An 18,282-nucleotide genomic window follows, 5' to 3' on the forward strand; every position below is an offset into this window, starting at 1 on the left:
ACAGCGAACAGCCACGTCTCCACCAGCTCAGAGAGCACTTACGGGACAGCCCTGAGGTTGACGGCATCACCGATACCGAGGTTGAGCCCCTGGCCGCCGAGGGGGAGTGGCGGATGTGCGCGGCACCGCCGGCGAGCAGGACGCGGCCCTTGCGGTAGGCCGTCACCTGCATCGCACGGTCCGTCAAGGTCGATGCCAGATGAACATTGGTCAGCGTCAGGTCGGAATCGGTGGTGCGACGCAGGACTTCCTGAAGGTGCTCACGGGGCAGCGGCTGGGAACGGTTGAACGTGCTGCCGTCGAAGTCCATCATGCCCAGGTGCCCCTCGAAGGGCGTACGCAGATACATGCCGTTCGGCGTCAGGTTGAAGCGAGTGGCAGCTGCTGCGGGTCGGCGAAGGTGACGCGCGCGACGTAGCCGGTGAAGAGCGGATCCGTGCCGACGAAGTCGAAGCCGGCGAGGCCGCGCACCGTACTGCGGCCGCCGTCGCATCCCACCAGGTAGCGCGCCTGGTACTCCTGTCCGGCTGCCGTGACGGCGATGGACTGGTCGTCCTGCGTCACAGCCGTGACGGGGGCGCCGCGGACGATGTCCACGCCGAGCGCAATGGCACGCTCGGCCAGGACCTTGCCGACCGCTTCGAGGCTGGTCATGAAAACTTCCTTCGCCGGGCTGGACGGCCGGAACGGGAAGGCGGACACATCGATGTCGGCCGCGTCCGGGCTGATGCCCGCGAAATGACTCACAGCCCAGGGAGCCGGCGCCTCGTCGCGTCGGGGCCGCGCCGACCTTCTTCGCATCGGCGCCGGAAGCGTCAATCACGGCTTCGAGCAGGCCGCGGCTGTAGAACACCTCGGCCGATTCTGCGCTCAGGCCGCGCAATCCGAGCGGGAGTGCCTTGTAGGGCGAGGCGACCTCCTCGTCCCGCTCCAGGACCAGGACGGAACAGCCGCCCGGGGCGAGCTCGGTGGCCCCGAGGATGTAGTGCACAAGCGTCGAGACGGCGTCGAACCAGAAAGCCTGTGGCACACCCAGCGCGCCCACTTGATGGCCGATCCTCTCGAAGATCCCTACCGTCACCGGGCCGAACGGCTTCCGGACGATCTGCAGAGTCAGCCGTGTCGCGAGCCACTGGTGCTCGGCGATCGCGTCGAACAGCGCCAGCGCAACGCAGCGGATCTCGTCGTCGGGCGTGGCCGCGGCGGGCTTGGCTGCCAGCGCAACGGTGACGACCGTTTCCGTTGCCATGTCCAGCAGCTCGCCACGGCTGCCCACCCGGTAGTAGATCGCCCCGGGCCCGGTGGACAGGCGCTCCGTCAGCGCTCTTGGTCAGTGCGCTCTCGCCACCCGCGTCAAGCAGCTCGATCGCAGCCTCGATGATCTGCTCCTGGGAGAGCACTTGGTTGCGACGCTCTAAATGCTTCAGCGTACCTTCCGAGAGTGCCCAGGCGCTTGTTCGACCGACGTCAGGTGAGGGGTGGACGGAATGGAACGACGTTGTCGGCGGCCGACTCCTCCCGCTGGATGCGAACCGCGCCGGCCAGGGTCAGGCTGGTCGCCAACCGTCGGAGTTCTGTGATCTCTTCTCGCGGTTGGAGGCAGCTGACGGTTTGTCGCAGTCGCAGCCGCAACCGCTTCTCCGTCTCCGGCATCTGCTGGGCCTCGGTGCGAATGCGCTCGCAGAACTCGATCTTCAGGTCCGCGTGCCGCTTCATGAGGGCCATGCGGTGGACGCCGGCTTCGACGGTGGGCGGTCGCGTCGTGGATGTCGGCTGCGGGGTTGCCCCGGGTGGTGCGCCGCGAGCAGCGCACTGGCAATGGCCCGTCGGTGCCGTGTGCTTGGATCGCTTCCATGACGAAGGACGACGACATCCAGCAGACCCCGGAGGGCTCCGCCGAGCTGTGGATCGGGGCGGTGCCCTCGCTCGGGCCCGGTGGGCGTGATGTGTTTCTGGGGCTCGGGTCGCACGCCGACGAGCCCGGAGCCCGGCTGGCGCGGCTTCTTCTCGACCGGGGGCACGAGGGTGAGGAGGGCGTTTTCTACCTGCTGCCGGAGGATCTGGCCGCCCGCTACGAGCGGACCGGTGACCGGCTCGCGGTGACGCTCCTCGCCCACCGGGACGTCCTCGCCCACAGCCTCCGGGCGTGCCCGGAGGAGGGGCGCGTACTACCCGGAGCACTGCCCTCCGATCCGCTCGACGCCGACCGGGTCATCCTGCTCCGCCGCGAGCTGACCACCGGCTTCGTCCCCGTCGAGCAGGGCGGGGAGTTCCAGCCGGTCCTCCTCGTCGACCACACCGCTGGTCCGAATGCAGGGCCCGAGGAGCTGATCGCCCTGTTCGAGGAGGGCGAGGCGGGCATCGCCGTACTCAACGCGGAATTGCTGCCGGACCGCGCCTGACGTTCCAGTGCGGGACGGTTCGGTCGGGGCCGGAACGTCCCGATGGCCCGTTCCGTGCTCAGCTGCGGAGGCTCCTCCCGATCCCGATCCCGGACCTTGACGCTGGCGCCCCACCATCCTGCGGGTGTTCAGGAAGCTGCTGAAACGGAGCAGCAGCCCCGGGCTGAGGACGTCGGCGCCCTGGCGCACTGCCTGCCGAGCGCGGCTGCCGTCGGCCACGCGAACGATGAACCGGACATCGGGCGGCCGGAGACGATCGGATCGCCGGCCCTGCGGAGCCCGCAGGTGGTGACAGGCCAGGAGCGGGCGCGTCTTCAGCAGCCGCGCTCACGCCGCCGGGAAGACCTCAGATGTACGGCCGTACGTCGTGCCGTCGGACATTGCGTTCCGCCGCAGGCATCCCAACCGGCTGCTCGTCCTGACGATCAACCTCGAAGACCGGCTTGTACTTCGCGACCGCTCCGACCGCTCTGACCGCTCGCCGACGTGGCGAACCTGACCGCGCCCCTCAGCCAGTGGCGGGATAGGTGACCATGTTGATGTCCATGGCTGCGTACTCGTTGACCAGGTACAGCTGTGGGCCGGTGAAGGTCGTCCGGTCCTTCCCCGTCTTGGCGTCAAGGATGACGCCGTCGGGGGCGGAGCCGTAGACAGCACCGTGCAACGCGCCCAGGATGGTCGGCATCTTACGAGCGGGGTCGTCCTCCGAGATGTCCCACAGCACCTTGCGGCTGCTGGCCTTCACCCCCCACACATGCTCATTGCCCTCGCACACCACCACCGACTGCTGGTCGTAGTGGCAAGTGAAGGTGTCGCCGCCGCCGATTCCGGCCACAGGCTCACCCGTCCGGATGTCGTGCAAGCCGGCATTCGAAGCGAACAGGCCGCCTCCCACGCCGTCGATCACCAAGCTGCCGGTAGCCCCGCCCTTCCAGCTCACCGATCCGTCGGTGACGGCCCTGCCGGTGAGCGCGAGAGTGTCGTCGTCGGAGTTCCAGCCGAGCAGGCTCCCGAAGTCCGCTCCGTCACCCACCTGCGCACCGACAACAGTTCCGCTGTCAACAGCGGAGGCAGCAAAGCCCTGCTCCTTCCACTTCACCTGACGTGTGCTCACATCGACGGCGTAGGTGACGGCGCTCTCGCCGTCCCCGCTCGCTTCGTCGAGGCTGGTGAGGGCCGTGACGACCGCTGTCCCGTTCTCCGCCCCCACGACGACCGGTTCCATGTCACTGACTCCCATCCCGGTCGGCGCCGGCAGGCGGGTCGTCCAGGACACCTTGCCGGAGTCCGCGTCGACGGCCCGCAGATAGACATCGGTCCGGTCGACACCGGTGCCGGTGCCCTTCGTGTAGTCGGTGTACGCGAAGAGCGCCTCCGTACGGTCGCCCTGCTTCACGAACACCGGTGGGATCCGCCGGTCGTCGGGGTCGTCCACCGCCGTACCGGTGTAGCGGTCCTTCCGGCCCAGGGCGGACGACCAGATCTTGCGTCCGGTCGAAGTGTCGTAGGCGTCGAGGCCCTCGTCCGTCCGGATGTACGCCTTGGGGCCCAACAGCGCGAACCCCCGGGTCCTGACACCCTCGTCGTACTCCGGCTTCACACCCTTGCCGAACTTCAGCGGAGGGTCGAACGCCTTCGCGCGGGCCGCGGGTTCGGCCACCGGCCCGGCCTCCGGAACCTTGCCGGATCCTTCGGAAGAACCGCCGGAGCAGCCAGCGAGGCCAATCAGGACAGCAGCGGACATCAGGCACATGACAGATCGATACGCGAATCGCACAGAAGACTCCCCGTTCATGGTCAACTGTGCGCCACCTTAATGCTGTTCGCGATCGTCTTCATGAACCAGATCACCACCTTCCAAGACGTCCGGAGGCTGGTCGACGGGTAGTGCCGTCTCGGGCCGCCCGACGGGTTTCGGGGGCGCCGGGCTCGCAGGATCCATTCCGTGGCTGGAGCGCATCCGCCACTTCGGCGGCGGGTCACCGGGCGCGTTGAGTATCAGGAGTAGGCCGATCTTGTCGCAGGTGTGCTGACTTCGTCACAGCAGCGCAACTGCCGTGCTCGCCCCGGCTGTTGCTTCGTCTCGCTGGATGAGGTCCCCCTTGAGATCACTGGCAGATCAAGAGGGGGAATCATGGGGCTCAGGCGTGTGGGCCGGTTCGGCACCGTCGGCGCGGTGGTCGCCGGGGCACTCGGCGCGTTGGTCGTCTTCACTCCGTCGTCGGCATCCGCGGCAAGCGACTGGCACTGTTCCGGCACCGCGGTCAAGCGCTGCGCCACCGTCTGGTGGGACGAGGCAGCCAACACCTTCCGGGCGCGGGCGAAGATCACCGACGTTGCCGGTGGCGGCAGCTACCAGGTCAAGGTCACCAACGTGAAGCTTCAACGCACCAGCAGCAGCGGCGGCTATGTGACGGTGCGTACCGCGAAGGATTACGACGGCTGGCACGGCACCGAGGACCTGGCCGGCACCAGCACCGTCAACCCATGCGCCTGGCCGGGGCAGAGCTTCAGCGTGGTGGCGACGTTCAGCTGGAAGGGTGCGTCCGCCGGCGAGAAGACCTGGCGTCCCAACAACGCATGGGGCCATCTCTGCAGCTGACACCGCGCAATGCGTCCGTCCCGCACCGAGCGGTGCGGGACGGACGCGCTCTCTCGGCCGCATGCGCCGAGCTGATCAGCGGCCTGACCTGCCACCTTGGACAGCTGCCATGAGAGACCAGGTCCGACCGGTCGGTGATGTGATCGCGTAGCTCACTTTCAGCAGCAGCTTTGTCCGGTACTCCGGGCAGCGGCTGGAGGTTGACGGGCCCGGGAATGTTCACGAGAAACCGGAGGCGCCCCCACCCGGCCCCACCGAAGACTTCGACACCACCTTTCCACTACTGCCAGGTGCGGTCGTTGAACAGACGATGGACGTGCTCGCGGCGGATCCACGGGATCTCGGCGAGCTCCCCGTCGGCGAGCCGTACCCAGATCCGGCGAACGTCGTGCGGGCTGCTGTGGAATTCCCATTTCCCGCCCCCGCCACTTCGGAGTCCCGGCCTCGGCAGGGGCCCAGCAGATCGTGGTCGTAGGCGCGGTGATGGAGACGGGTGCCGCGTTCAGTGACGGCCTGCCACCGCACCGGCAAGATCGGCTGCACGACTTGGCGGCACACCATTGTGGGAAGCTGACGTCCGCCGCGCCCGAAGGCTGTCCCGGCTCGCCAAGTCCCTTCTGGTGCAGACATGTTGGAATGCCTATATGGTCACTCCCGCTGACGGAACCACGCGCCTGAGTCCGGACGAGTTCGCGCACCGCCTGCGTGCCGAGATCGAGCGGCTGAGAGACGAGGCGGCACACCAGAGACAACTCGCCCACCGCCGGGCCGAGTTCTGGACCAAGATGGACATCGCCCTCGGCTTCCCCGCGGCCCTGCTCGCGGGCACGGCGGGAGCGGCAGGACTGGCCTCGGCGGACGTGCGCGTTCCCGCCGCCCTCGCCGCTCTGGCCTCGGCCGGGTTCGCGGCGGGAGCGGGCTTCCTGCGCAGCGACACCAGGCGCCGCGCCAACAAGCGCGCCCGGCACGCATGGGCCTCGGTCGAGGCCAGGGCCATGGTGGCACTGACCCAGGAGCACGTGACCCACGAAGACCTGGGCGAGCTGCTGGAATGCCGCCAGGCTGCGCTGGGGGCCTACGACGGCGAGGAGCCCCAGCCCGGGGCGTCGTGATCCGCAGCTCTTCGGCTGCCGCTCCGGTTGAAGAACTCGGAGCGGGCGACCTGGCAGGCGCAGCCGCCCCCGTGTAGGGCTGCGTCCACCACACCTGTGGCTATGGCTTCGGCTTCGCTGACGCGGCTGTGGAACGTCAGGTCCTTGCGCAGGTTCTCCTGGCTGCTATTGAGCCCTGGTGTGAGTTGGGGCGTGGGTGCGAGGCTGGGCTGGGGAGCTGAAGGTTGAGTGAGAACCGTCCGGGGTGTTTTCAGATGATGTATCAGGCGGCCTGGCCTGGTGTGGTGTCAACTTCGGTGAGAATGCCAGGCGTTGCCGCAGATCGGTGTCCGCGTCTAATGGCGCGTCCGTGTTTTGGCTGGCCAGGGGCGTTCTGCCTGGTTGGAGGGGTGGGGTTAGCGGCCTCGGGTGGTGCCGTTGGTTTCGGCGAGGTGGTCCAGACTGATGGCTTCCAGAGTTGATGATGCCGCCGAGGACTCTGGTGCGGCGTAGGCCTCGGTCGTCGAGGTCGTGCACGATTGCGGGCTGCCCGGTCGCGCTGGGCGGTAGGTGTTGCCGGGATCGGTGCGGCCGGTGTCCGTTGTAGTGGTCCTGGTAGTCAGTCAGGACCTTCCTGGTGTGGCTCTCGCCCAGGGGCAGGACGTGGTCGAGAGCCTCGCGGTGGATGGTGCCGATCACGCGTTGGCAATGCGCGTTTATGCGCGGTGCCCAGGGGTCGCTGAGCAGCACCTCCGTGTCCTCGGTGGTGAAGACGGCATCGAAGGCGTCGGTGTACTTGCTGTTGCGGTCGCGTAGCAGGAACCGTGGCTCGGCGCCCCGTTCGCCGGGTTCGGCAGCGATGTTCCGGGCCTGTTGTACCGCCCACTGCGCGGTGGGGTGCGTGGTCATCCCGGTGATGTGCGGTCTCCGGGTGCCGTGCTCGATGAACGCCATCGCGTGCAGGCGCTTGCCCTGGGCCGTGTCGATATGGCAGAGGTCCGCGGCAAGGATCCCCTGAGCCTGCGACGTGAGGAAGTTGCGCCAGGTGGGGCCGGAGCGGCGCGGGGCCGGGGCGATGCCTGCTGCGTGCAGGATCTCCCAGACCGTGGAGGCTGCGACGGGGTGCGCGAGTCTGGCCAGTTCGCCCTGGATGCGGCGGCGGCCCCCAGTGGGGATTTTCATCGGCCAGGCGCAGCACGAGACTCTTGAGTGCGGCCGCCGTCGGCGGCCGTCCGGTGCGGGAGCCGCGGGCGGGGCAGTCCCACTTCCTGACGATCGGTTTGCGGCGCCAGGCCGGCAAGGTGCCGGGGGCGACGGGGAGGACGGCGGCTCAGCTGACCAGCGGCCACGCGGTATCAGCGAGTTGAGGGCGGCGAGCCAGAATCGGTTGGCCGGCTCATAGCGCACCCTGCCCTTCACGTGCCTGCGCAGGATGGCATTCTCGTGCCGCAGCACCAGCAGTCCGGCATCCTTGGCGGTGTCTCGACGCAGTAGGGGCGCGGGGACGGACAACAACAGTGCGCGGGCGGTGCGGTAGAGCAGGGACACGATCATCAGGGCAGCATTACAAGTCCCCACCGACGGCCCTGGAAGCGGGGGCTGACCAGCAGCAATGACTTTTCGAGCCCCCACAGGAAGTGCTGCGCCTGATGGCCACCGACCTATCCAACCCGGAGATCGCAGAGTCGCTCACGGCGAGCCTGGAGACGGTGAAGACCCACGTCGGGAACGCGCTGACCAGGCTCGGCGCGCAGAACCGGACCCACGTGGTGATGATCGCGTACGAAACCGGCCTGGTCGTGCCCGGGGTCGGGGGCTGACGCGACGTCAGGTGGCCTGACCCGGCCTGCCCGGCCGCTGAACCAGCGTCCGGGGCAGCCCACGCTCTGGGCGCCTCCCGACCCCAAGGAAAGCCCGGCTATGGGAACCTGGGGAGATACCCGACCTTGCGGCGGGAGCAGTCGGCCGCGTAGGAGTTTTGGGAGGCACTGCCGATGGCCCGGCCCTCCTCGACACCACCCTCTGCAAGCCGTGAGCGCACCGGTCGGCCCGGCTATGCGGTGTTTCCGTCGCCGCGCGGGCTGCCGGTTGCCGCGCGGGCGGTGACCAGCCCCGATTCGTAGGCCGCGATGACCGCCTGGGCGCGATCACGGACGTCGAGCTTGCCGAAGATGCTGGTGATGTAGTTCTTGACCGTGGAGACGCTGATGTGCAGGGCGTGGGCGATCTCGGCGTTGTCGAGACCGGTGGCCATCAGACGCCACACCTCGACCTCCCTGGGAGTGAGTTCGCCCAGGTCGGTGGGGAGTGGCTGCGACGCGCCGTGAGGGACCCGTACGTAGGTGGAGATCAGCCGCGTGAGCAGACGCGGCGCGACGACGGCCTCGCCTGCGTGGACGGTGCGGATCGCCGTGCTCAGGTCCTCCGGCGAGCTGTCCTTGGGCAGGAACCCGCAGGCTCCGGCGCGCAGGGCACCCACGACGTACTCGTCCATGTCGAAGGTGCTGAGGGCCAGGACCCGGCACCCGGGCACAGTGGCGGTGAGTTCCCCGGTCGCGCCGACACCGTCGAGGACGGGCATCCGGATGTCCATCACCACGACGTCGGGGCGCAGCCGGCGGGCGAGGGCGACAGCCTGCGCGCCGTCCTCGGCCTCTCCGACGACCTCGAAGGACGGGTCGGGGGAGAGGATCAGCGACAGGCCGCGCCGGACCAGCGGCTGGTCGTCCGCGATCAGCACTCTGATCCTCGGTGTGTTCGGCCGGGTCCCGGTCATCGGTGTGCCTCCTCGTGCTGGACGGCTGCTTCGGCCGCCTCGTCCGTGGTCAGCGGCAGGTCGGCAACCACCGCGAACCCACCGTCGGCCTGGGGGCCGACGGCGAGGGTGCCGCCGTGCAGGGCGACGCGCTCGCGCATGCCGATCAGGCCGTAACCGTCCGAGCCCATCGATGATGCCCCCTCCTGCGGCGGTGCGCCCCCGCCGTCGTCCCGTACTTCGACGGTGACCCGATCCTGGTGGTACGTCAGCCGTACGGACGCGTGGGCGGGCCCCGCGTACTTGCGGGCGTTGGTGAGGGCCTCCTGGGTGACCCTGAACACCGTGAGGCCGACGGTCGGCGGCAGCGGGCGCTGCGGCCCGTGGACCATGAACTCGGTCGGAAGTCCGGCAAGGCGGGATTCGGCTACCAGACGGTCGAGGTCGTCGACGCCCGGCTGGGGCTGCGACGGCGCGGACTCCGGTTCGTCACCGGCCCGCAGCACATCGAGGAGCTGGCGCATCTCGCGCAGGGCAAGCCGCCCGGAGGATTCCAGGGTGACCAGGGCGTCCCGGACCACCTCCGGTCGGCCGAGGTTGGCCCGGGCTCCGCCGGCCATCAGCTGCATGGTGGTGATGTGGTGGGCCACGATGTCGTGCAGCTCCCGTGCGATGCGGCGGCGTTCGTCGGCCACCGCACGGTCGGCGAGAAGTCTGCGGTTCGCCGCCACCTCCCGCTGCCAGCGGTTGACCGCCATGGCGGTGCCGACGACGATCAGGGCGGAGAAGGGCGTGACAGCGGCGTCCTGCCAGGGCGGAATCCGGCCGTGGCTCTGGCTCAGCAACGTCAACGACACCGTCGCGACAGCCGCGAGCGCTGTCACCCGGCCGGTGCAGGCCCTGGCGACTGAGTACAGGGCGACCAGCAGGACGGCACCGAAGTGTCTGGGCAGCGGCGCGGTCAGGGTGGCTGTCGTATCGAGTGCCAGTACGGCAGCGAGCGCCACCACCGGGTGACTGCGCCGGACGAGCAGCGGCAGGGCTGCCAGCGCGACGAGGAGGAACCCGACCACGCTCACGGCGTATCGGCCGCCGGGGTCGTCGAAGAACACGTAACTGAGCAGGTTCATCGCGCAGGCCCCGCCGGTCACGAGCGCGTCGTTGCGGGACCACGGCGGCCCGGCGCTGTCGCTGTGCAGCGGCTCCTTGGCATCGCCGGGCCCGATGTGTCGGCGCCTGCGCATTTCTGTTCTCCCTGTGTCCGGGCCCTACGGTCTCCGGTACAGAGTTGCACAGCAGCTGCAGCTCGCGGCCCGCGACCAGGACCTGGGTCCTGGTCCCTGGCCAGGGCAGGACCCAGGGCCCCGGCCCGGATCATCCGCTGCCAGGACGCTTCCCGGCCCCTCGGGGTGATGGTCTGGATACCGGCCGGGAGCCCCCGGCAGACATCCGCATGCAAGTCCGTCCGCCGGAGGACATCGTGATCCGCGCCCTGACCGGATACTCCACCAGACACCCGTGGAAGGTCATCGCCCTCTGGGCGGTGCTGGGTGTCGTGCTGAGCGCCCTGGCCCCGACACTGATCGGCCGTGTCACCCAGAACCAGACTGGGGATTTCCTGCCCAAGACCTACGACTCGGCCGCCGCGCTGGAGATCGCCGAGGAGCAGTTCGGGGTGAACCCCGACGCCACCACGGTGACGATGCTGGTCGCCCGGTCCGACGGCAAAGCTCTCGGCGCCGCCGACCAGAAGCGGGTCGAGGCCGAGGCGGCGAAGCTGGCGCAGCGCCGGGTGATCATGCCCAGGGAGGACGACAGGCCGAAATTCCTGGTCCCGGACCGCTCCCAGACGCCCCGGATCGCCCCGGCGATGGTGGCGCCCGACCGGAGTTTCGAACTGCTCTCCGTCGAGCTGATCGGGAACCGTACGGACAAGGGGGTCCAGGGCGTCTACCGGGCCTTCCGGGACGCCGCCCGGACGCAGTTCTCCGAGGTGGGGATGCGCACCGGCTTCACCGGGAGTCTCGCCGACACCGTCGACACCACCGATTCCCACGAGACCGCCGCGAAGGTCGGGGGCGCCCTTCTCATGGGGCTCATCCTGCTGATCAACGTGTTGGTGTTCCGCAGCGTGCTGGCGGCCCTGCTGCCGCTGGTCGCGGTCGCCATGATCATCGGCGTGGCGGGGGGAGCCGTCGCGGGAGCCGCGATACTCACCGGGCGCAAGCTCGACGCGGGCACCCCTGATCTGATCAGCGTGGTCCTGCTCGGCATCGGCATCGACTACCTGCTGTTCCTGCTGTTCCGCTTCCGCGAGCAACTGCGCGCCCAGCCGGAGCAGTCCGCCCGCGAGGTGGCCGGGCAGGTCTCGGGACGGGTGGGCACCGCGATCACCTCGGCGGCGCTGACCATCGTGGCCGCGTTCGCCACACTGGGCGTGGCGACCTTCGGCCAGTTCCGCTCGCTGGGCCCCGCCATCGCCATCGCGGTCCTGGTGATGCTGCTCGGCAGCCTCACCCTGCTGCCGGCGCTGCTCGCGGCCGCCGGGCGCAAGATGTTCTGGCCCTCCAAGACCCTTGGCCACGAGCCCGACGAGGGCCGTGCCGCCCGCTTCGGAGCGCGGGTCGCACGACGACCGATGACAATGACGTTCGCCTCCGTCGCCCTGCTTGCCGCGCTGGCCGCCGGGCTGATCGGGATCCGCATGGACTACGGCCAGGGCAACACCGCTGCCAAGACCCCTGCGGCGGCCACCGCGACCGAGATATCCCGTGCGCTGCCGGCCGGAGTGTCGGACCCGACGAGCGTCTTCGTCACCACCACTGACGGCGGCACCCTCACCGCAGACCGACTGGACGACCTCTCCCGTGCTCTCACCCAGGTCAAGGGCGTGGGCCAGGTCGCACGGACCGTCCTGAACAAGGACCACCGCGCCGCCCGGATCGACCTCTACCCGACCGCGGACCCACAGAGCCAACAGGCCCGCGACCTGGCCTCCGGACCCGTGCGGGCAGCGGTCACCCAGCACACACCCGCCGGAACGACGGCACACGTGGGCGGAACGGCAGCGATCTACGCCGATATCTCCACCGCCGTCGACCACGACCTGAAGATCGTGTTCCCGGTCGCGGCCGCACTGATCGCGCTGATCCTCCTGCTGCTCCTGCGCAGCCTACTCGCACCGGTGATCCTGATGCTCTCCGTCGGGCTCGGCTTCGCTGCCACCCTCGGCGCCGCCACCCTGCTCTTCCAGCACGTCCTCGGCAAGCCGGGCGTCAACTTCTCCCTCCCGCTCGTGCTGTTTCTGTTCGTCGTGGCACTCGGCACCGACTACAACATCCTGATCAGCGACCGGATCCGGGAGGAGATGCAGCGACCGGGCCCGGCCCGCGCCGCCGTGGCTCGCGCGGTGCAGCACACGACACCGGCCATCGCGACCGCAGGCCTGGTCCTTGCCGGCTCCTTCGCCACCCTCGCCACGACCCCGGGCAACGAGCAGATCGCCTTCGCAATGACGCTCGGAATCCTGCTCTCCGCGCTCGTCCTCTCGCTGGTGCTGGTCCCCGCCCTTACCGCACTCCTCGGACGGAGCACCTGGTGGCCGGTCCGCCCACGGCCCACCAAGGGCGGCCACCCGCAGCACCGTGCGAACGCACCTGCCCCGGAACCCGACCGGTTCATGATGGTGGACTGACCGAACGGCTCAGGTGACCCGTGAGCTCTCACCTCCGGCGTGGCCTCGCATGGTTGAGCGTGCGCACCCGTGACAGCCACCAGATGTTTCAAGAGCCGTCAGAAAACCCTGGAAGCCCACTGGAAATCTTGAAATCGCGCCAGGCCCAGGCAGGTTCCCCCGATCGATAGTCAGGGGCGAAGCGGTTGAGCCAGGCAGTCAAAACAAGATCTTCATCGGACTTCCAGGTCCACAGCAACAAGGTGCCTGATACCGAGCCGAAGCCGACTTCCGCGCCCCCGGACACCGCGTTCCGCGCCACCGACCGTACCCGCCAACCCAAGGAGTGACCATCCTCAGCCCCACCGCGCGGCGTGCCTCCGCCGCGAGCCTCACCCTCGCCGCCTGCTTCATCACTTCCCCTGCCCTGGCCTCAGCTTCGGAGGCTCCCGCCAAGAACGGCACCGGAGCCGGGCTCGACCAGTACTACCGGCAACACCTCGGCTGGGGCAGCTGCGTCACGGGCCCCGTCGACACGACGGGCCGCGATCTGGGCAAGACCGGTGTGCAGTGCGCGGACGCCGCTGTGCCGCTCGACCACGCCCACCCCGAAGGGCGCACGATCACCCTCGCGATATTCCGGCTCAAGGCCACTGACACCCACCACCGCATCGGATCGACCTGCTGAACAACGGCGGGCCAGGCGGACCTTCAGTCCAGTCGCCGTCGGACGTCCGCAAGGCGATGAAGGACGTCGGTGCGCGCTACGACATCGTCGGCTTCGACCCACGCTTCGTCGGCCGCAGCACCCCACCGGACTGCGGCCGGCCCGTCGGCACGTCCTGGCTCCCGGCCGGCACCAGCCGGGCAGGCTTCGATCCCGCGCCCAAGTGCTCACCACCGTCGACCGCGCCCTCAAGGCGTCCGCCAGCGGTCCGCTGACTGTCGGCACCGGCTCGGACACCTGCCGGATCGACGACTCCCAGGTGTCGGTCCTCCTCTACTCCAGCATCGGGGAAGACACCGACCCGCCGCGGGCGTTCCTTGCCGTGCCCCGCGCGGCCGTGCTGAGCCGGGCCGCACGGGGCACGGCGCCGACGCCGCTCTCACCTGCGACGCTCCGGCACCTACTGCACGGCGCGGCCGAACCGTCGGGAGTGCAGGCCGCGGTCCTTCGCGGGGACGTGGCCGCCCCACGCGACCCCGAGGCCTACTGGCGTGACATCGAACGCAGCCGGGCCGCGCACCCGGTGTTCGGACCAATGACCAACAACATCGCCCCCTACGCCTTCTGGGACCGCCCCCCCCCGTGAGGACCCCACCCAGGTCCGCCGCGCCCCCCGCACTGATCGTGGCAGCCACCGGCGACCGCCGCGCCACCTACAAGAGCAGCGTGACCCTGCACGAGCAACTGCTTGGCTCCAAGCCGCTCACCCTCAAGGGCGCCAGCCGGCACGTCCTCTTCGGCCGCTACAGCAATGTCTGCGTGGACGACGAGGTCAACAGGTACCTGGTACCGGCAAGCTGCCGACGGAGAAACAGACTTGCGTCAAGCGCGCCGGTGAGGCGTCTTCGTCGGATCTGATGACGACAAAGGCATTGTCCGCGCAGATGGGGGCGTCGATCAGCATCAACACCGCGGCGGTCACTGGTGCAGCCGCCGCGCTGATCGTCGCTGGTGGCGCCGCACCGCCGTCGCAAGACCCGCCGCGCCGCCCGAGTGGAATCGGCGCAACCCAAGGGCGGGCTCGCCTCGGCGGGGTGCCGCCCCTCGCCAGCGTCTGACCCACCGTCATGCGCCTCCAACCCCGGAACCGCTCCCGCAGCATCCGGACCTCGGTATCGGCCAGCACTCCGAACCAGCCAGGGAGCACCGCGACCACTGAACCGTTCCGGTTTGATCGGGGCTCGGTGTCCTGCGACGCGCCGGCGGCGACTGGACGACCGCCGGCATCACGCACCCAGGTCCGCAGCGCCTCGGGTTGACGTTCAGATCAGCCGCGACGTCCTTGAACGTCCGCCTGCCGGCCGAAGCCTGCCACAGCGCGATCGCGTCGGACCAGAACTCCGCACTGTACTGCCGCGGGCCCCCGAACCGGGACACTGGGTCAGAACGTCACCAGCGGGCCCGCCCCGCGCGTACAGCCGATGCGCGGGGCGGGCCGTTCCTGTCGAACCTCCCCCTCAAGATGGGTGTGGCTCCTCTTGAAGGAAGTTCCTGATCAAGGAATGTGCGCTCACCTGGGCTGAAGCCCGGCTTGCTTGGAGCAGGTCCGGTCGTTGGCAGGTAGCCGGCCGGTTGCCAGGTACTGGTTGACCTTGTTGTCGACGCAGGCGTTCTCGTACAGTCCGTAGATCGCGTGCCGGTTCGCACCCTTGAGGGTGATCAGCTTGGAGCTCGGCAGCAGGCCGTGCAGGGCAACGGCACCCTTGTGGGCGGTGCGCGTGTCGCCGGTGGCGGACACGATCAGCGCCTCGGCGTCGTGCTTCACCTGGGTGGGCTTCTCGCGGGGCCGGTCCCAGAAGGTGCACGGGTTGATGTTGTTGGCCAGCGGGCCGAAGCGCGGGTACGCGGCGCGGCTGCGCTCGGTGGCCCGCCAGTAGACCTCGGGGTCGCGCGGGGCCGCCCTGTCCCCGCAGATGACCGCGGACTGCACACTGCCGTGGTGTGACTGCTCGCCGGTCAGCGCGAATCGCAACAGCCCGGCGAACTGCGGTGACAGCCGGGTCGGCTGCCCGGCCGCGGCCTCGTTCAGCACGGACACCTGCTCGCCGAGGGCCGCGCGCGACGCGTCGGTGTCGCTGTCGAGGCCGGCGAGCAGGAGGAACGGGGTCTGGGTGTCGTCAAGTTGGAAGGCATCCGGGGCGCTGCCGACGGTCAGCGGTGCGCGCGCGGATGCCCTGATGACGCGGTCGATGGTGGCGAGGACCTGGGCGCGGGTGCGGCCGAGGCCGTAGGTGTCGTTGCGGGCGGCAGCCCAAGAGGCCCAGTCGGCGAGCGCCTGCTCGTTCTCACCGACGGCCTCCCGGAGCAGCCGGGGGCCGAACTTGCGTGGGTCGATGGCGCCGTCCAGGACCATGCGGTCGGTGCGGCCGGGGAACATCTGGGTGTAGACGGTGCCCAGGTAGGTGCCGTACGAGTAGCCGAAGTAGGAGATCTTCTTCTCGTCGAGCGCGCCGCGGATGATGTCCATGTCGCGGGCCGTGTTCCGGGTAGTGACGTGTGGCAGCACGGAGGCGTTGGTGGCGCGGCACTTGTCGGCCAGGTCCTTCTGGAGGGCGACCTGGCGCTCGAAGCTCGCCCGGCTGAGACCGGCCGAGAAGAGGTTGGTGCCGACGGGCAAACCGCAGTCCAGCGGGGTGCTGCGGCCGACGAAGCGCGGGTCGAAGCCGACGATGTCGTATCGCGGGCCAACCTTCTTCATCCACGCGTGGAATTCCGGCGGGGATTCGAGGGCGGTGCCGCCGGGACCGCCGTTGTTGAGCAGGATCGAGCCGACGCGGTGGCGGGTGTCAGTGGCCTTGAGCCGGGATATCGCGACCGTGATCGTACGGCCCCGGGGGTCGGCGTAGTCGAGCGGCACGGTGACGTCCGCGCACTGCACGCCGGCCTTGTCCAGATCACGGCCCATGGTGTCGCCCGCGCCCTTGGCGCAACTGCCCCAGCCCAGGCGCTGATCGTAATAACGGTCGAGCCGGGCTTCGGACTTCGACATGGTGGGGGCCGGCGCGGCCGTGGCGGTGGGTGCCGCGCCGAGGCAGGCGACGAGGGCGAGGCCCACCGCAGAGGTGCGGCGCAGGGTGGGACTGGAGGTGATCACGAAGCCCCCTTGGGGCGTTGGGTGTTGTGGTCGGAAGTGCCAGTCGTATGCGCCGCGTCCGCCGTGAATGCGGCAACCGCCACCACGCCCGACGGGACAGCCGACACCGCTGCAGACCGGGCCGGCCGGTGCCCGTCGAAGGGGGATCTCTTCGCCCTGTTCCGTATATGTTTCACACCGTAGACGCTATGCGCAGCAGGAGCCCCACTCACTACGGCTGTCCCCCCAATCCCGGTGCGGCCATCCCCAGCAACGGATCGTCCACGTCCCGGAACGAGAAAGGGTCCACGGCGTCCTCGGCTGCCTGGATGCGAGACAGCAGCATCCTCCACGTTCCATCAGCCGACCAGCGACGATGCCGTTTATAGACCGTCTCCCACGGCCCGAACCGCTCCGGCAGGTCCCGCCACTGCACACCGGTTCGCACCCGGTACAGCAATCCGTTGATCACCCGACGGTGATCGCTCCATCGGCCTTCACGCGCCACCACCAGGAGGAAGGGAGGAAGGAACGACTCCAGCCGGGCCCACTCCGTATTCGTCAGATCCCCACGGCCCATGAAGTCGGCCTGGCCCCAACACCCCTCTCAGGTCAGGGGGTTCGAGAAACAGTGCCTAATCGCACCGGGTTTTCTTGCTGGTCAGGGCTGTTCTTCCTGGTCAGTACGGTGGCGGGGGCAGGGCCGTCGTGTGCGGGGCCAGGCCGGGTTGGCACCGAGGTGGGGAGGTGGTGTCGTTCAGCAAGGTGGTCGGGCTGGATGCGGTCGGGGCTTCCAGTCACGGTTGCTCAGCTCAGCTCTTCTCCCCTTGATCCTGCTCGGCACCCTCGACCTCGAACGCGAGGGAGCTGTTCTGCAGCAGCCCCTCCACCCACGTACTGATGTCACCCGTGGTGACGCTCTTGTCGTTCGCGCTCTGCGTGACGTGGTGAGAGCTTCACCTGGCTGATCACGGCGTCACCGGGGCCGCTTTCGTTGACGAAGATGACGTCCGATGCCGATGCTGAGGGCGCGGCAACGGCGAAGAGTCCGGCGACCAGACTGGCCAGGGTTGCTGCGCAGGCGAGATTCCTCTTCATTGTCCATCTCCCGTGTGTTGGGTGCGGGTACGTGTGCTGATCTACCCGCGTCCGGCCAGTAGTGATCAGTTCGGGGATTCATTCACCACAACAGGGGCGAACCGGCTGAGTAGGCTTGTTCACGTTGCGGAGCAGCGTTTCGGCAGCAGCTCGGGAGACGGTGCCTCAAGCGGGGGCTGTCACGTTGTTGAGTGCGTGAGTGCCTATGGTGTGTCGGGTGCCGATCGAGGGCATGACCTCGCGGTGGGCCTCGCCGTAGGAACGGAGCTTGTCGGTGACAACCACCCGGGGCACTGTACGGGTCTTCTTCAGCAGTCTGCGGAAGAACCAGCTGGCCGCAGTGGTGTCCCGCCGGTTCTGTACGAGGGTGTCGAGCACGGTGCCGTCGGCATTGACGGCCCGCCACAGGTACTTCAACTCGCCGTTGATCTTGATGAAGACCTCGTCCAGATGCCACTTGTCCCCGGGGCGGAGCTGCCGGCGGCGCGGCGCGCCGGCGTAGGCCTGCCCGAACTTGGAGCACCAGCGGCGGGCCGTTTCATGGGAGCCGAGCACGCCGCGCTCGCATCAGCTCATCGATTTCGCGGAAGCTGAGCGGGAGACGGAAGTACAGCCACACGCAGCACGCGATGATCTCCACCGGGTACCGGTGTCCCTTGTACGACGGGGGTGCGGACGACACGAGCGATCCCCGTGTCCAGCACGATCAACTCCAAGATCATCCCAGGTCGGTCAGTCACGTGACAACGCCCGACGAGCGCGTCCTGGCCGACCTTTGATCGGGCGGACCCAGATCGGCCCGACCAGCTCGCCGCGCCCGTCGCTCGGGCCGGACATGCCCATGTCCTCAGCATCTGAGGC

14 protein-coding genes and 4 pseudogenes are annotated in these 18,282 nt (G+C 68.9%); 8 read left to right on the plus strand and 10 right to left on the minus strand.

Features of this window, described 5'->3' with window-relative positions:
* Positions 1 to 53 precede the first annotated feature (53 nt).
* Positions 54 to 991, minus strand: a pseudogene (locus ABZ622_RS22215) (FAD-dependent oxidoreductase); the annotation flags it as partial.
* 476 nt (positions 992 to 1,467) lie between these two features.
* The gene (locus ABZ622_RS22220) at positions 1,468 to 1,716 is read right to left on the minus strand and encodes a hypothetical protein (RefSeq protein WP_360545657.1); all 249 of its coding nucleotides are present in this window, start codon (positions 1,714 to 1,716) and stop codon (positions 1,468 to 1,470) included.
* A 137-nt stretch (positions 1,717 to 1,853) separates the two neighbouring features.
* On the opposite strand from ABZ622_RS22220, the gene ABZ622_RS22225 reads away from it, so the two are divergent.
* A complete protein-coding gene (locus ABZ622_RS22225; RefSeq protein WP_360545659.1) occupies positions 1,854 to 2,402 on the plus strand; it encodes a hypothetical protein in 549 nt (182 codons plus the stop codon).
* A gap of 508 nt (positions 2,403 to 2,910) precedes the next feature.
* On the opposite strand, the gene ABZ622_RS22230 is transcribed toward ABZ622_RS22225, so the two are convergent.
* Positions 2,911 to 4,062 carry a hypothetical protein gene (locus ABZ622_RS22230; protein WP_360545661.1) on the minus strand — a complete coding sequence of 384 codons (1,152 nt, stop codon included), beginning with the start codon at positions 4,060 to 4,062 and terminating at the stop codon, positions 2,911 to 2,913.
* Between the two features lie 474 nt (positions 4,063 to 4,536).
* Here ABZ622_RS22230 and ABZ622_RS22235 point away from each other — a divergent pair, with 474 nt between their 5' ends.
* Positions 4,537 to 5,004, plus strand: a complete 468-nt coding sequence (locus ABZ622_RS22235) for a hypothetical protein (protein WP_360545663.1) — start codon at positions 4,537 to 4,539, stop codon at positions 5,002 to 5,004.
* Positions 5,005 to 5,648: 644 nt separating this feature from the next.
* Positions 5,649 to 6,116, plus strand: a complete 468-nt coding sequence (locus ABZ622_RS22240) for a hypothetical protein (protein WP_360545665.1) — start codon at positions 5,649 to 5,651, stop codon at positions 6,114 to 6,116.
* 165 nt (positions 6,117 to 6,281) lie between these two features.
* On the opposite strand, the gene ABZ622_RS22245 is transcribed toward ABZ622_RS22240, so the two are convergent.
* Positions 6,282 to 7,277, minus strand: a complete 996-nt coding sequence (locus tag ABZ622_RS22245; RefSeq protein WP_360545667.1) for an integrase core domain-containing protein — start codon at positions 7,275 to 7,277, stop codon at positions 6,282 to 6,284.
* A gap of 449 nt (positions 7,278 to 7,726) precedes the next feature.
* On the opposite strand from ABZ622_RS22245, the pseudogene ABZ622_RS22250 reads away from it, so the two are divergent.
* Positions 7,727 to 7,915: pseudogene (locus tag ABZ622_RS22250) on the plus strand (LuxR C-terminal-related transcriptional regulator); the annotation flags it as partial.
* Positions 7,916 to 8,148: 233 nt separating this feature from the next.
* Here ABZ622_RS22250 and ABZ622_RS22255 read toward each other — a convergent pair.
* Together ABZ622_RS22255 and ABZ622_RS22260 are read right to left on the minus strand one after the other, a co-directional pair.
* Positions 8,149 to 8,871, minus strand: a complete 723-nt coding sequence (locus tag ABZ622_RS22255) for a response regulator transcription factor (protein ID WP_360545669.1) — start codon at positions 8,869 to 8,871, stop codon at positions 8,149 to 8,151.
* A complete protein-coding gene (locus ABZ622_RS22260; protein WP_360545671.1) occupies positions 8,868 to 10,094 on the minus strand; it encodes a sensor histidine kinase in 1,227 nt (408 codons plus the stop codon). The genes ABZ622_RS22255 and ABZ622_RS22260 overlap by 4 nt, the downstream gene beginning before the upstream one ends.
* A gap of 236 nt (positions 10,095 to 10,330) precedes the next feature.
* Here ABZ622_RS22260 and ABZ622_RS22265 point away from each other — a divergent pair, with 236 nt between their 5' ends.
* The 4 genes from ABZ622_RS22265 (at position 10,331) to ABZ622_RS22280 (ending at position 14,108) form a co-directional block, all read left to right on the plus strand.
* Positions 10,331 to 12,544, plus strand: coding sequence for an MMPL family transporter (locus tag ABZ622_RS22265; RefSeq protein ID WP_360545672.1), 2,214 nt, complete (start codon positions 10,331 to 10,333; stop codon positions 12,542 to 12,544).
* 325 nt (positions 12,545 to 12,869) lie between these two features.
* A complete protein-coding gene (locus ABZ622_RS22270; protein ID WP_360545674.1) occupies positions 12,870 to 13,211 on the plus strand; it encodes a hypothetical protein in 342 nt (113 codons plus the stop codon).
* A 202-nt stretch (positions 13,212 to 13,413) separates the two neighbouring features.
* Positions 13,414 to 13,836: a hypothetical protein gene (locus ABZ622_RS22275; RefSeq protein WP_360545676.1), complete on the plus strand. Its 423-nt coding sequence runs from the start codon at positions 13,414 to 13,416 to the stop codon at positions 13,834 to 13,836.
* Between the two features lie 38 nt (positions 13,837 to 13,874).
* A complete protein-coding gene (locus ABZ622_RS22280; protein ID WP_360545678.1) occupies positions 13,875 to 14,108 on the plus strand; it encodes an alpha/beta hydrolase in 234 nt (77 codons plus the stop codon).
* Positions 14,109 to 14,760: 652 nt separating this feature from the next.
* Here ABZ622_RS22280 and ABZ622_RS22285 read toward each other — a convergent pair.
* The 4 genes and pseudogenes from ABZ622_RS22285 to ABZ622_RS22300 form a co-directional block, all read right to left on the minus strand.
* Positions 14,761 to 16,344 carry an alpha/beta fold hydrolase gene (locus ABZ622_RS22285; RefSeq protein WP_360545680.1) on the minus strand — a complete coding sequence of 528 codons (1,584 nt, stop codon included), beginning with the start codon at positions 16,342 to 16,344 and terminating at the stop codon, positions 14,761 to 14,763.
* A 301-nt stretch (positions 16,345 to 16,645) separates the two neighbouring features.
* Positions 16,646 to 16,903: pseudogene (locus ABZ622_RS22290) on the minus strand (transposase); the annotation flags it as partial.
* 323 nt (positions 16,904 to 17,226) lie between these two features.
* Entirely contained in the window at positions 17,227 to 17,421 is a 195-nt protein-coding gene (locus tag ABZ622_RS22295) for a hypothetical protein (protein ID WP_360545682.1), read from the minus strand.
* Between the two features lie 222 nt (positions 17,422 to 17,643).
* Positions 17,644 to 18,103 (minus strand): annotated as a pseudogene (locus ABZ622_RS22300) (IS6 family transposase); the annotation flags it as partial.
* Between the last annotated feature and the right edge of the window lie 179 nt (positions 18,104 to 18,282).

Origin of the sequence: Streptomyces sp. NPDC007164 (genome assembly GCF_040634135.1) — a bacterium.
Taxonomy (GTDB): Bacteria; Actinomycetota; Actinomycetes; order Streptomycetales; family Streptomycetaceae; genus Streptomyces; species Streptomyces sanglieri.